The 12,934-nt window shown below is 63.0% G+C and carries 12 protein-coding genes; 8 read left to right on the forward strand and 4 right to left on the reverse strand.

Features of this window, described 5'->3' with window-relative positions; genetic code table 11:
• Positions 1 to 30: 30 nt before the first annotated feature.
• Positions 31 to 1,053, reverse strand: coding sequence for a diguanylate cyclase (locus G3I74_RS13790; RefSeq protein WP_164212196.1), 1,023 nt, complete (start codon positions 1,051 to 1,053; stop codon positions 31 to 33).
• Positions 1,050 to 2,591: a phytoene desaturase family protein gene (locus G3I74_RS13795; protein ID WP_203594761.1), complete on the reverse strand. Its 1,542-nt coding sequence runs from the start codon at positions 2,589 to 2,591 to the stop codon at positions 1,050 to 1,052. Before G3I74_RS13795 ends, G3I74_RS13790 begins: the two co-directional genes overlap by 4 nt.
• Before the next feature lie 114 nt (positions 2,592 to 2,705).
• On the opposite strand from G3I74_RS13795, the gene G3I74_RS13800 reads away from it, so the two are divergent.
• The 3 genes from G3I74_RS13800 to G3I74_RS13810 all read left to right on the forward strand — a co-directional run bounded on the left by G3I74_RS13800 (position 2,706) and on the right by G3I74_RS13810 (position 5,039).
• Positions 2,706 to 3,737, forward strand: coding sequence for a DUF481 domain-containing protein (locus G3I74_RS13800; protein WP_164212198.1), 1,032 nt, complete (start codon positions 2,706 to 2,708; stop codon positions 3,735 to 3,737).
• Between the two features lie 4 nt (positions 3,738 to 3,741).
• Positions 3,742 to 4,608 carry an SDR family oxidoreductase gene (locus tag G3I74_RS13805; protein WP_203594762.1) on the forward strand — a complete coding sequence of 289 codons (867 nt, stop codon included), beginning with the start codon at positions 3,742 to 3,744 and terminating at the stop codon, positions 4,606 to 4,608.
• A 119-nt stretch (positions 4,609 to 4,727) separates the two neighbouring features.
• Positions 4,728 to 5,039 carry a hypothetical protein gene (locus tag G3I74_RS13810; protein ID WP_164212199.1) on the forward strand — a complete coding sequence of 104 codons (312 nt, stop codon included), beginning with the start codon at positions 4,728 to 4,730 and terminating at the stop codon, positions 5,037 to 5,039.
• A gap of 106 nt (positions 5,040 to 5,145) precedes the next feature.
• Here the strand turns inward: G3I74_RS13810 and G3I74_RS13815 are convergent, their stop codons facing one another.
• Both G3I74_RS13815 and G3I74_RS13820 read right to left on the reverse strand, forming a co-directional pair.
• Entirely contained in the window at positions 5,146 to 6,957 is a 1,812-nt protein-coding gene (locus G3I74_RS13815; RefSeq protein ID WP_203594763.1) for a choice-of-anchor Q domain-containing protein, read from the reverse strand.
• A gap of 92 nt (positions 6,958 to 7,049) precedes the next feature.
• Positions 7,050 to 7,706 carry a hypothetical protein gene (locus G3I74_RS13820; protein WP_164212201.1) on the reverse strand — a complete coding sequence of 219 codons (657 nt, stop codon included), beginning with the start codon at positions 7,704 to 7,706 and terminating at the stop codon, positions 7,050 to 7,052.
• A gap of 155 nt (positions 7,707 to 7,861) precedes the next feature.
• Between G3I74_RS13820 and G3I74_RS13825 the strand changes: the two genes are divergently transcribed.
• From G3I74_RS13825 to G3I74_RS13845, 5 genes are all read left to right on the forward strand, one after another.
• Complete coding sequence (locus tag G3I74_RS13825) at positions 7,862 to 8,299, forward strand: GtrA family protein (protein WP_164212202.1); 438 nt, start codon at positions 7,862 to 7,864, stop codon at positions 8,297 to 8,299.
• A gap of 54 nt (positions 8,300 to 8,353) precedes the next feature.
• Positions 8,354 to 9,610: a PQQ-dependent sugar dehydrogenase gene (locus G3I74_RS13830; protein ID WP_203594764.1), complete on the forward strand. Its 1,257-nt coding sequence runs from the start codon at positions 8,354 to 8,356 to the stop codon at positions 9,608 to 9,610.
• A 129-nt stretch (positions 9,611 to 9,739) separates the two neighbouring features.
• Entirely contained in the window at positions 9,740 to 10,882 is a 1,143-nt protein-coding gene (locus tag G3I74_RS13835) for a cation diffusion facilitator family transporter (protein WP_164212203.1), read from the forward strand.
• A 133-nt stretch (positions 10,883 to 11,015) separates the two neighbouring features.
• On the forward strand, positions 11,016 to 11,549 hold the full coding sequence (locus G3I74_RS13840) for a cytochrome c3 family protein (protein ID WP_164212204.1): 534 nt from the start codon (positions 11,016 to 11,018) through the stop codon (positions 11,547 to 11,549).
• Positions 11,550 to 11,563: 14 nt separating this feature from the next.
• Positions 11,564 to 12,913 (forward strand): multiheme c-type cytochrome, encoded by a 1,350-nt coding sequence (locus G3I74_RS13845; protein ID WP_239056930.1) that lies wholly within the window; start codon positions 11,564 to 11,566, stop codon positions 12,911 to 12,913.
• The last annotated feature ends 21 nt before the right edge of the window (positions 12,914 to 12,934 follow it).

A 12,934-nucleotide genomic window follows, 5' to 3' on the forward strand; every position in this document is an offset into this window, starting at 1 on the left:
ATCGATCGGCTCCGGGCCGTCAGTGCGCGTCTAAGCCGCTTGCAGGGGGGCGGCGTGGACGACGCGATCCCGGCCGGACGACTTGGCGAAGTAGAGCGCTCTATCTGCCTCGGCGACCATCAGGTCGAGCAGCTGCATGCCGGTATCCATAGCGGGCTGAGTGATGGTTGTCACGCCGATGCTGGCCGTCAACTTCTCTGGCACCGTGTCGATTTCGGCAATTGAAGCCTTGATTCGCTCCGCGATCATGATGGCCGGCGCTTGGTCGGTGCTGTGCAGCAGGACGATGAATTCCTCGCCGCCCCACCGGGCCGCAAAGTCATTGTCCCGGCACGAGTTCCGGATCGCGGAACTGACAGCAAGCAGCGTCTTGTCGCCAATCTGATGGCCGTAGATGTCGTTGATGTGCTTGAAATGATCAATATCGATGATCGCCAGGCTCAGCGGTTCGGCGGTTCGCTTCTGGTTTTTGAAAGCCCACTCGAAGTGAGTATTGAAAGCGCGTCGATTAGGCATGTCGGTCATCTGATCGGTGTCTGCCATTTGCCTGAGCTGGGCTTCGAGCTCCTTCATCTCGGTCAGATCGTTGTGCGCCCCCAGCATGCGAATCGGCTTGCCGTTCTCGTCCCGAATGGCGATCCCGCGACAGCGTACCCAGATTGTCCGCCCGCTTTTGTGGCGATAGCGCACGATCTGATCGTAGGGGTGGTTCGGGTCGTCGAGATGTTTCTGAAAGTTCTCCAGGGATTTTTTCAGATCGTCGGGATGAATCAGGTCCTGCCATTCAGAAGCAAGGTGTTTCTTCTCGCGCGGGTCATAACCCAGAAGTTCCCAGAAGCGCGAGTTCATCCATTCCTGCTCGGGGTTTTCCACGTCCCAGTACCACAGTCCATCGAGAGATCCCCTCTGGATGAAATCGAAAATGGCGGGGTCGCTTGCAATCCGCTCGTACAGTTCTTTTCTGAGGTAGTTTTCGCGTCTCATGAAATTCTGACTTTTCCGACCTCGTATTGGATTGAATCGAATCCGCTTGGCTTGCTTGGCCGCGATCACGGCGACTTCAGGATCGCCATCGCGGCGTTGCGTCCGGGGATGCCGCTGACCGCGCCACCGCGCCGGGCCGACGCGCCGCAGATCCATTCGTTCCGGCGGCCGGTTTCGACGCCGTAGCGGCCGACTTCGGCGTCTTTTTCGGCAAAGAACCACGACAGGCCCTTGTGGAAGATATTGCCGCGGGGCAGGCCAAGTTCAAGTTCGAGATCGACCGGGCTCTTGGCCTCCAGGCAGGCGCGGCCATCGCGATCGGTTGCCAGGCAAGATTCCAGCGGCTCGGCGAGGTACCGGTTCAGGCCTTTGAGCACGCGGGTCACGACGGTTTTCTTGGCCGCTTCATTGTCTTCGGTAAACAGCGTGTAGGGCAGATCCAGCCCGAAATAGGTCAGCGTGTGATACCCGTTCCGGGCCAGCTCGTCGGACAGGATGGTCGGGTCGGTGAGCGTGTGGCAGTAGATTTCTCCGGCCGGCGTGTCGGGAATCCGGCCGCGTTTCGCCGACTGCCAGGCAGCCTCGAGCTGCGCATAGCCCTCGTCGATATGAAAGGTGCCGGCGAAGGCCTGCTGGGGCGTGACCCACCGGTTGGCCGGTTGCGGCAGCCGCTTGACCAGCATATTGATCTTGAAGGAGGTGCCTTCGTCGATGCCTGACGGATCCGGCTGGCGGCGGCACGGGGGTGTGGCATTCCACAGCAAGTGCGAGGCCTGGATTTCGAATTCGGCGCCCCGGTGCCGGAACGCAACGACCTTGTGACCGTTGACGGAGGTGGTGCCGATGACCTCGGCCTCAGTCTGCCAGTCGACGCCGGCGTTGCGGGCCTGACCGGCCAGCTGCTCGGCAATCCGACCCATGCCGCCCTCAGGCACCAGCCATTCGCCGGAGCCATTGCCGATGACGTGATAAAGATAGGTGCGATTTTGCAGCAGCGAGGAATCGTTGGCGCCGGCGTTGGCGCCGATCTTGCCGTCGGTAAACAGGATGCCGCGCAGCAGGTCGCTGCTGATGTGGGTTTCGATCAGTTCGCCGATCGGGCGCTCGACAAACTCGCGCCACAACTCCGGTCGGCCGGCGCTGCGGAAAATCCTATGCCAGTCCGCCCGCGATTTCAGCGGTTCCAGCAGGCTATCCCAGACGATGGCGGCAAAAGCCCGCTGTTTTTCCATTAGGGCCTGGTAGCCCCGCCATTCGCCGGCGCCGAGTTTCCTGATTTCGCGTTCAGTGAGCGCCGGATTTTCGTTGCTGATCAACAACCCCGCGCCGGCGCCATGGGGGGTGTAGGAGGCGATCGAGCGCGGCCGCAGGCGCAGATTCAAGCCGAGCTCACGGATGATCCGGCTCGGGAACAGGCTGACCAGGTAGGCGTAACGTGAAATGCGCGCCTCGTAATCCGGGAAAAGCGGGTGCGAGACGCTCGCTCCACCCAGCGACCGATTCTTTTCGAGTATGAGCACGGTCTTGCCGGCGGCGGCGAGATAGCACGCGGCCACCAGGCCGTTATGGCCGCCGCCGATGATGATCGCGTCGTATCGGGTTTGCATGGGAACGGGCCTGCGGGAACTTTTGCACCTCATGCTATGCTTTTTTGACGCCAACGAAACAAGAAAAGCACGATGAACAGGCGTTTATACTGCTGCGTTTTTTGCGGATAAACCATGCGCGCACTGTCTCCGATCTCTGTTCACGCGTTTCTTGTCGCAACCCTGCTCTTCGGCGCCGTCGTTCCGGTGTACGGCGACGTCTTGTTGATGAACAACGGCGACCGTATTACCGGCGAGATCAAGCGGGTATGGGATGAAGAACTCTTCATCGAGTCTGACTACGCCGACGAATTCGCTGTCGCCCTGGATGCGGTCAGCCGGATTGAGTCCGACACCGCCTTCGAGATCGAGCTGCGCGATCACTCGGTGATAGTCGGCCGGTTTGCAACGGCCGAATCCGGAGAGATGGTTCTCGTGGACGACGAAGGGTCGCGACCGTTCGCGCCGACCGATATCGAGGAGCTCAGGAAGATCGATGAGGACTTCGAATGGAGTGCCCGGTCGGATCTGGCCTTTGATGCCAGCCACGGAAATTCCCAGACCAGCGACTTCCTGTGGCAGGCCGCCGGACGGTTGCAGATCGGCGATCATCGCCACACCCTGGATTTCCGCCTCGACCGCGACGAGCAGGACGGGACGGTCACCAAGGAACAGAGCATCGTCACCTACATGTACAGCTGGTTTTTTTCCGACCAGTGGTTTCTGTCCGCCGGGGCGAGCTACGAGCGCGATCCGGTGCGCGAACTGGACTACCGCTACACGCCGGGCGCCGGGATCGGGTTCCAGTTTTTCGATGATGCCTCGCGGTTTCTCGAAACATCGGTTTCTTTCCTGGGCGTGCGCGAGAAGCTGGGTGATATCGCAAGCTCATCGACCACCGGACGCACAGCCGGGCGCTGGGACCTGCGTTATCGCCGCAGGATTCTCGACGGTGACCTGGCGTTTTTTCACAACCAGCGTCTTCTTGTTTACCTTACCGGACGGACCAACAAGCTCGCGGACACCTCGACCGGTATCCGTTGGGACGTCTGGGGTGACATTTATCTGAATGCGCAGATTGACTGGAACTGGGAGTCCGAACCAGCGGCCGGCAAAGCGCAAGAAGACGTCACCTACGCGCTCGGGCTCGGGATCGAGCTGGACTAATGCCATGAGTATCAAGACAGGTTCTTTGCTGGAAAGCGTCATGCCGGAAGTCATCGTCGTCATCGGGGCCGGAGCGATCGGTCAAGCCATCGCCCGCCGCGTCAGCGCGGGTAAACGGGTGCTGCTGGCCGACCTGCAGCGCGACAACGCAGAATCCGTCGCCCGGGTGATGCGAGAAGCCGGCTTCGCTGCGCGCGCAACGACCGTGGATGTCACCTCTCGGGCTTCGGTCGAGGACCTGGCCGAGCAAGCCGCAGCGCTTGGGAGCGTGACCGGCGTCATCCACTCGGCCGGCGTCTCGCCGTCCAATGCTTCTCCGGCCACGATTTTCAAGGTTGATCTGTACGGGACAGCGCTCGTGCTCGAGATCTTCGGACAAGTCATCGCGCGCGGTGGATCGGGCGTGGTGGTTTCCTCGCAGGCCGGGCACCGTCTGGACGCCTTGACCTCCGAACAGGCCCGTGCTCTGGCGACGACGCCGGCCGATGAGCTGTCGGGATTGCCCATGCTCGACGCCGAGCGGGTCACGGATTCGCTCCTGGCCTACCAGATCGCAAAGCGTGGAAGTTCGCTTCGGGTGCAGGCAGAAGCGGTACGCTGGGCCAGACGCGGGGCTCGGCTCAACGCGATCAGCCCCGGGATTGTCGTGACGCCGCTTTCAGAAAAAGAGTTAAGCGGGCCGCACAGCGAGGGCTATCAGCGCATGATCAAGGCCTGCGCGGCCGGGCGCGCCGGAACGCCGGACGAAATAGGCGCCGTGGGCGCTTTGCTGATGGGGCCAGAGGGGGGGTTCATCTCCGGCAGCGATTTCCTGGTGGACGGCGGCGTTACGGCGGCCTACTGGCACGGCGATCTGCGGCCTGGAGGGTGATTGGGCAACGTCTTCGCGCTTTGTTCACTGTGGCGCCAACACCCGGTTCAGTTCTGGTTTATTCTAGAAATGTTTTCCTGCAAGCCTGCCCACAGACACTGAGTTGACGAGAGCCCCCGATGAAACGATTGAGTCTTGTATTGCTGATTCTGCTGTTGACGGCCCTGGCCGCCCCGGCGCTGGCCGACAACGATCAGTGCCTGATGTGCCACCAGGCCATGGAGGAAACCCCCGTCCAGGCCCACCAGAACTGCATGGTCTGCCATCAGGACGGGGCCGAAGAGCACCTGTCCAACCCGCGCGCGAAACCGGAGCCGGTGTCTGACGAAACCTGCGCCATGTGCCACCAGCCCAACGACGACTTCAAGGCGATTTCTGCCCACACCATGGGCATGGAATGCGCCAACTGCCACCTGATTCACGACGAGTGATCAGCGCGTTTTTGCCTCGGACCCGGATTCCTGGGGCGAAATACCGGCCCGGCTGAACCCCCGCTGGGCGCTTTGGCTGGCTTTTTTGGGTCGGCGCTTGCCGCGCTCAGCGTGCGGAATCGAAACGGTCGCTGAAAATAGTCCGCGGCAGTGGGCGCTGGCTTGTCGAAACGGTGCCGAAGAATTCGTTTTCGTTGGCGGCGGAGCTTTCGCGGATCTGCAGCCGGTTGAACGGTTCTCGTGCCCACACCCCGATGTAGTTCTGTTCAAGGGCCTGCGGGGTGTCGAACTGGAAACGGGCGAGTTCTGCCTCGCCCGTCATGACCGTAATCTCGAACGTCGACGGCGTGCTGCCGCCGGAAGCATCGTCGAAATCGATTCCCATGGCATAGGTAAAACCGGCAACCAGCGAGATATCGAGGTCTTCGTTGCCGTTGATGGCGAGCTCGATATCGTTGTCGGCGGGGAAATCGGCCGGCCATTCGTCGAAATTCAGGGTCGAAGGGGCGATGGCATCAAACTCCACGTTACCGCTTCGATAAGAATCCAGCGGCGACCCCTTGACGTATCGCCAGCTCTCCGTCGTGGCGCCGGTTGCGCCGAGAAAACGCGCGCGGTCCAGGAACAAGACCGGCCCGGCCACGGCGAATTCATAGGCGCCGACATCGATGGCGGCGCCGGACCGGCGTAAATCGCCTTCGGCGTCGAGCTCGGTCGTCCCGCCGATCGGATCGTCGACACCGGCATCTATCAGCGGGGAGCCGGCGCGCAGGCGGTAATCGGCGGCGGCCTCGTCGACAAACAGCGGATCGGAGGCCAGGTTCGTGAACGGCTCGACATTCAGGAAGATATCGCGGCTGCCGTTGAGGAACGAGTTGTTGGCCCCGGCGGTGGCCGCCAAGGTTCCGGTGCCGTAGTTTTCGATTCTGAATCCTCCGCCTCCGATGCGGCTCAGCGTATTGTTATAGACCTCAAGCGCCAGGTCTCCGGTGCCCTGGAGAACCGCAAGCAGCCCTTGGGCGCCGGCTTCGGTGGCAGCGATGGTGTTGTTGGTGACGGTGAAGCTCGCCTCACCGGTGAAATTGGGTGTGGTGATGTGAATGCCGCTGTTTCGGCCGCAGTTGCAGCCGCCGACGCCGTAAATCACGTTGCCCAGTGCGGCGGCGGAATAGCTTCCGCCATCACTGAAGGAGAACTCGATGCCAATGCCGCTGTTGGCCGGCTCGCTGGCGGTGATGCGGTTGCGATTCACCGTTGCCAGCAGCGTGCTGGCGTCGCGGCCCGATATCTGTACGCCCGCGCCCGTGCTGGCGATCCGGTTATCGCTCACATTGATGTCGGCATCTGCAGCGATTGCAGCGATGATTCTGATGGCGGGAACGGCATTATGGTCGAGCGCGAATTCAACGACGTTGCGCTCGATGACGATATCGGCCGCGCTTTGGAGGCTGAAATCGAGGATGGGAGGGCCGGACGCGTCCTTGACGAATCTGAACGTGCTGTTGCGGACGGTCAGGCGATGCTGCGGCCGATCAAAAGCCAGCGCGCAGCGCACCGCGGTCAGGTCGAAGCGGAGCCCGTCGAGGGCTACCGAAATCGGTGCCGTTACCGGTGCAAAGAAGCTGCAAACATCGACCGAGCGCTCGTCTGCACCCCCGCCGATGACCGGCGCGAAGCCGTCTGCGGCGCGAAGCGTGAGGCTTTTCGTGATGGCCAGATCTTCATCGATGGGGGCATTCGTTGCGAGCTCGACGATATCGCCCGCAGCGGCGCCGTCGAGGCAGGCCTGCAGCGTGTCGTCGCAGGGCGCCGCGCCGGGATAGGTCAGGGTTGCTCCGGCAGAAAACTCGGACAAGCCGAGAAGCGCGAGAAGACCAACGTTCGCCAACCGTATGCCAAGCCGCATCGTAGCCACCATCGGGGGGTGCTGGCTAATTATCTTATGCCGTGCAGGATGCGCTTGCAAACGCCGCTGCAGTCGAGTCAGGGTTGGGTCGGTCCGGGACACGGTCATGGTGGATGTTTTGCGCTACGCAGGGGCAGGGTACCGACCACGCTGCGCACCAGCCAGTGGCCGGGCAGGTAGACGAGCGCCACCATGACCAGGCAAAGCAGCCCGACGTACACGCCGTCGGGCAGCCAGACCTGGTCGATGCCGAACGGCGCGTGGGTATAGTTGAGGTTGCGCTCGGGGTCGCCGAACCACCAGCCGCCGACAACCGCGGCCGACCCGATCAGGCACTGAAGCCACGGACCGCGCCGGTCGTAGCCCACCCGGTCGCTGCGGCACAGCCAAAGGATGAACAGCGGCAGCCACAGGTGATAGGTGGAGGTCGCGCGCAGGGCGAGCGGGAGGTCATCGTTGAACATGTAGGCGGTGATGCCGGTTGGGCTGGCGCCCAGCGCGATGGCCGCGATCAGGTCCAGCGTCCACACCAGACCCACCAGCACTACGGTGCCGGCCTGGCTGGACAGCAGCAGCGGTCGGGGGTTCCACACGCACCACAAAACGATGAACTGGGCCAGGTTGCACAACCACCAGAAGTTCTGCGGCCCCTGCGAGGCCAGTACCACCGGCACCCACACCGCCATCCACAGGGAAAACAGCAGTCGTGCCGGCAGCGGCACGCGCGGCGTGTGTCGCGATGATGGTCGGGTTGCCGTCATCCGCCCAATTTACCGCAGGCGAGGGTGACGGGGCAGACCCCGCCGCGCGCGGCTTGATTAGACTAGGGGGCTCGACAGGCAACTGCTCGCCACCGCTTCTCCCCAAGGACAACGCCATCTCCCTCCGAGGCTCCACAAACCTGATCCGGCGCGGCGTGCGCTCTTCGAGTTCGCGCGCGACGTTTTTCCGCTTTGCCTGCGTCGGCAGCACCATCGCGCTGATTGATGCGGGTTTGCTGTATCTGCTCAAGGACCTTCCGGGTCTGAACGTCTATCTGGCCCGGGTGGTGTCCTACGCGGCGGCCATGTCGACCGGCTACGTGCTCAATCGCTATTTCACCTTTCACCATATCGAGCGCGGACGCGCGTTGCTCGACGAGTTGCTGCGGTTTTTCAGCGTTCACGCCCTCGGCGGGGTGCTCAATTTCGGCGTGTTCTCGCTCATCGTCTTTGCCGGAGAACAGGCCGAGCTGACGCCGTTCTGGGAAGCCGTCATGCCGCTGGTGGGTGTGTGGGTCGGGGGCGTGGTTGGGATGAGCTTCAATTTCTTGTTTTCGAGAAAGCTGGTGTTCGACGAGCGCGGCGACCAATGAATGAGAGCTTACGGGTTAGGATAAAGGCATCATCCAGCCCCAAGGGAAATCCCCATGCGCCATGTTCTGTCGATGTTTCTCGTATTCGGTCTGACCGCCTGCAACGCCGGCCAGCAGGCCGCCCCGGATGCCGGCCAAAGCGCCGAAGCCGCTGCGTCGTCTGAGTCCCGGCCCGCCCGGTCCCCGGAGGAAACACGACCGCCAGAGGCTGACTATGAGCCCGCTTTCCAAGGCCAGACCCGCGCACCGAAACCGGCGGCCACCGAGGCCTGGACGACCGAGACCGTCGCCCAGGGCCTGGAGCATCCCTGGGCGATCGATTTTCTGCCCGACGGCGCCATGCTGGTGACCGAGCGCCCGGGCCGCCTGCGCGTGGTCAGCGCCGATGGCGATATTTCCGATCCGGTGTCCGGCGTCCCGGCGGTCGACGCGCGCCGCCAGGGCGGTCTGCTCGATATTGCGCTCGCGCCCGATTTCGAATCCAGCCGGACGCTCTATCTGAGCTTTTCCGAACCGCACGAGGACGGCACCAACAACACGGCCGTTGCCCGCGCCCGGCTGAGCGAAGACGCCACTGCCCTGGAGGAAGTCGAAATCATCTTCAGCCAGTATCCCAGCGTTGAATCGGTCGGCCACTACGGCTCGCGCATCGTGTTCCAGGACGCCGACACGATCTGGGTGACCATGGGTGATCGTCAAGGCCATCCCGTGCGCCAGAATGCCCAGGACCCGACCAACCTGATCGGCACGGTGGCGCGCATCCATACCGACGGCTCGATACCCGACGACAACCCCTTTATCGACCACCAAGAAAACGCCCCGGAAATGTGGTCCTGGGGCCACCGCAACATCCAGGCCGCCGACGTGCACCCCGAAACGGGTGAGCTCTGGACGGTCGAACACGGCCCGCGCGGCGGTGATGAACTCAATCTGACCGAGGCGGGCAAGAACTACGGCTGGCCGGCCATCTCCTACGGCATCGAGTACCGCGGCGGCGAAGTCTACGAAGGCAAGACCGAACAGGACGGCATGGAGCAGCCGGTCTATTACTGGGATCCGGTGATCGCCCCTTCGGGCATGAGTTTCTACACCGGCGAGGTCTTTCCCGAATGGCGGGGCGACCTGTTCGTCGGCGGCCTGCGCTCGGCCCTGGTCTCGCGGCTGGTGCTGGCAGACGGTCGGGTCGTTGCCGAGGAGTGGCTGGAAGTCGGCCATCGCGTGCGCGACGTCGTCCAGGGACCGGATGGCTACATCTATCTGGTGACCGATGAATCCGACGGGCGCGTCATGCGCATCGTCCCCGAGGGCTAAACAAGTGATTCATCAGCACCGTCAGCAGCAGGCCCACTGGCGCAACCATTAGCCTTAAGCCATGGTGGCGGCTCGACCTGCATCGCTTCCGGGCCGGGATGAAGCCGATCAACCGATCGGGAAACAGCCGTGACCGGTTCGGACAAGGCCGGCCTGGCCAAGCGCGCGGCGTGGCGAACCTCGATTGCCGGCGCGCTCACCAACCTGACCCTGACCGGGGTCAAGGGGGTTGGCGGTTGGATTTCCGGCTCTCAGGCGCTGATCGCCGATGCCATCCACTCCCTGGCCGACCTGCTGACCGACCTGATCGCCTTCGTGGCCATTCGCCTGGGCCGGGCCGAAGCGGATGAGTCCCATCCGTACGGCCACGGCAAGTTTGAAACCTTCGGCACGCTGCTGCTTTCCGGGTTTCTGCTGGCCACGGCCCTGGGGCTGGGCTGGAATCTGGTCTCGGACCTGCTGGCCGGCAAGACGGCCCGCAACCTCGGCACGGTGGCGCTGATCGCGGCGGGTTTTTCCGTCGTGCTCAACGAGCTGCTGTTTCGCTACGCCCTGAGCCAGGGCAGGAAAGCCGACTCCAGCCCCATCATCGCCAACGCCTGGCACCATCGCGCCGACGGGCTTTCCTCGGTCGCCGTCCTGGCCGGCATCGTTGCCAGTCTGGCCGGCTTTGCCTACGGCGATCAGCTGGCCGCTGCGGTCGTGGTCCTCCTGCTGCTCAGGGTGACGTATCGTCTCGGCCGCGATGCCTTTGACGAACTGGTCGAGGCGGCCATCGATCGACAACAGCAGCGGGCGATCGCCGAAACCATCGCCCGGACCGAAGGTGTTCGCGACTGCCAGACGCTGCGGGCACGCCGCCTGGCCGGTGAGATCGTGCTGGATGTCCACGCCAAGGTCGATCGGCTGATATCGGTCAGCGAAGGCCACAGGATTGCCGAACTGGTCGAACATCGCGTGCTGCAAAAGCACGCCGATGTCACGGATGTGACCGTCCATATCGACCCGGCCGGGCACGCCCACGATGCGTCCAGGGCGGCCGAAGCCCCGACCCGCGACGAGCTGGAAAAGTTTGTCGAATCGAGCGTGGAGGCGATCTGTCCCGCGGCCGAGATTGCCGACATCGTGCTCCATTTCACCGGCAGCGAGATCGAAGCCGAGCTTGTTTTGTCCGATTTTCCCGACGACGATGCCGCCAAGGCCCGGCTCGAGGAGGCCTTGACGGAAGACGACGCGCCGTTTGCCGCGGTGCGCTTGCTGCAGAAACTGTAGATCGCACGGCGGCGCTCTGTGCGGCTTGACGGCGGTCAATTCTGGCCTGTTTCGAGCGATATCGGCCGAATCCAGGCAGGCGTTCACGCCATGCCCTACGGTAAATGACAGATGCCACTGGAGCGCGCCTGTCATGCGCTGGATAAAGTACGCCGTCGTCGCCGCCATCCTTATCCCGATTTTCGTGATCGGGTCGTGGGCGATTACCGATGTGGTCGTCCACGAGACCGGCGACGCCGAGTTCTGCAGCACTTGCCACGCCATGCGGCCGATGGTGGCGGCCTACCGCGAGGACGTCCACGGCGGGGCCGGCGAGCAGGGCATCCAGGCCGCGTGTACCGATTGTCACGCGCCGCACGATAACCCGCTCAACTACATGTGGGCCAAGGCACGTTTCGGCACCCACAGCCTGTGGGCGCAGCTGACCTACGACATCGACGAGATCGACTGGGAAGCCAAGCGCGAGGAGCGCGAGCGCCTGGTATTCGATTCCGGCTGCCTGAAATGCCACAGCGATCTCGAGCGCGCCAGCGAAGGCAATCCGTCAAGCTTCATCGCCCATCGCGCCTATTTTCGGGGCGAGACAGAGCGCCAGTGCGTGACCTGTCACGCCCACGTCGGCCACGAAAACCTGAGCGCCCATCTCGATCGATTTTTCGGAGAATGAGGAGAGCAACAGCCATGCGAATGATTCATCAAATGATCGTCCTAGCCATGCTCGCCTGTCTGGCGACCTTTGCTGCGGCCCAGAACGAAGACCCCGGCGACCTGACCCAGATCAAGACGCTGTCGATCGATCGTGGCCTGACCGAAGCCGGCAAGAACTGCGTGACCTGTCACGCCAAGGTCAGTCCCAACACGACCAACGACTGGCGTCACAGCCGTCATGGCCACGTCGGCGTGTCGTGCATCGATTGTCACGCCGTGCCGGCCGATTCCGAGACCGCCATCCTGCACGACGAGGTCTTCGATATGTCCGACTATGACGCGTCGATGCTTGAAGACGAGGTCCACATTTCCGTGCTCGTACCCCCCAGTACCTGCGCGCGCTGCCACGCCGTCGAGCACGAGCAGTTCACCGAAAGCGGCCACTATCGTTCCTATCACCAGATCGTTCCGAAAGACAATCTCCATGCCCTGACCGATGTGCACGAAGGTCAGAACCATCCAGAGCTGGCCGGAGCGCCCAACGAAACCGGCTGCATGCAGTGCCACGGCACCGAGATCAAACTCGACGAGGACGGGCGGCCGACGCCGGAGACCTGGCCCAATGCCGGGATGGGTAACGTCTATCCCAGCGGCAGCACCGGCAACTGCACCGCGTGCCACTCGCGCCACCGATTCTCGATTGCCGAGGCGCGCAAGCCGTTCGCCTGCGCCGAGTGTCACCTGGGTCCGGACCATCCCAATATCGAGATTTTCGAGGCCTCCAAGCACGGCCATATCTACAACACCCGCAACGACGAGGAATGGAACTGGGACGTCGCCCCGGGCGCCTGGGAAGTGGGCGATTTCCGCGGCCCGGTGTGCTCGACCTGCCACATGGCCGGCATCGGCGAGCTCAAGACCACGCACAATATCTCCGAGCGCCTGTACTGGGTCTCATGGGCCCAGCGTTCGTCCGTGCGCGACTCCGACGATCCGATGAGCCCCATCCTCGGCGATGGTCCGGCCGGCCGCGACAAGATGGAGCAGGTCTGCAGCGCCTGCCACAGCAGCCTGCATACCGACAGCTTCTTCCAGCAGGCCGACAAAGCCGTGCGGCTGTACAACCAGGCCTATTACGACCCGGCCAAGGAAATGAGGGACGAGCTCGAAGAAAAAGGCCTTCTCAAGGACAACCCCTGGGGCGACGACTTCCAGCTCACCTTCTACCATATGTGGCACCACCAGGGCCGGCGCGCGCGCATGGGCGCGCTGCACGGCGCGGCCGACTACGCCCACTGGCACGGATTTTTCGAGCTGATGCAAGACATCTACGAGCTCGAAGAAATCTATGAACAGCGCATCGAGACCGGCGAGATCGAATAGCCCGGTCGCGCGCCGCGCTGA

The organism is Wenzhouxiangella limi (assembly GCF_010499265.1).
Lineage (GTDB): Bacteria > Pseudomonadota > Gammaproteobacteria > Xanthomonadales > Wenzhouxiangellaceae > Wenzhouxiangella > Wenzhouxiangella limi.

Bases quoted from the DNA above. Each gene is read 5' to 3' on its own strand.
- G3I74_RS13795 (WP_203594761.1), bottom strand. From the start codon at position 2,591: ATGCAAACCCGATACGACGCGATCATCATCGGCGGCGGCCATAACGGC.
- G3I74_RS13800 (WP_164212198.1), top strand. From the start codon at position 2,706: ATGCGCGCACTGTCTCCGATCTCTGTTCACGCGTTTCTTGTCGCAACC.
- G3I74_RS13805 (WP_203594762.1), top strand. From the start codon at position 3,742: ATGAGTATCAAGACAGGTTCTTTGCTGGAAAGCGTCATGCCGGAAGTC.
- G3I74_RS13810 (WP_164212199.1), top strand. From the start codon at position 4,728: ATGAAACGATTGAGTCTTGTATTGCTGATTCTGCTGTTGACGGCCCTG.
- G3I74_RS13815 (WP_203594763.1), bottom strand. From the start codon at position 6,957: ATGGTGGCTACGATGCGGCTTGGCATACGGTTGGCGAACGTTGGTCTT.
- G3I74_RS13820 (WP_164212201.1), bottom strand. From the start codon at position 7,706: ATGACGGCAACCCGACCATCATCGCGACACACGCCGCGCGTGCCGCTG.
- G3I74_RS13830 (WP_203594764.1), top strand. From the start codon at position 8,354: ATGCGCCATGTTCTGTCGATGTTTCTCGTATTCGGTCTGACCGCCTGC.
- G3I74_RS13840 (WP_164212204.1), top strand. From the start codon at position 11,016: ATGCGCTGGATAAAGTACGCCGTCGTCGCCGCCATCCTTATCCCGATT.
- G3I74_RS13845 (WP_239056930.1), top strand. From the start codon at position 11,564: ATGCGAATGATTCATCAAATGATCGTCCTAGCCATGCTCGCCTGTCTG.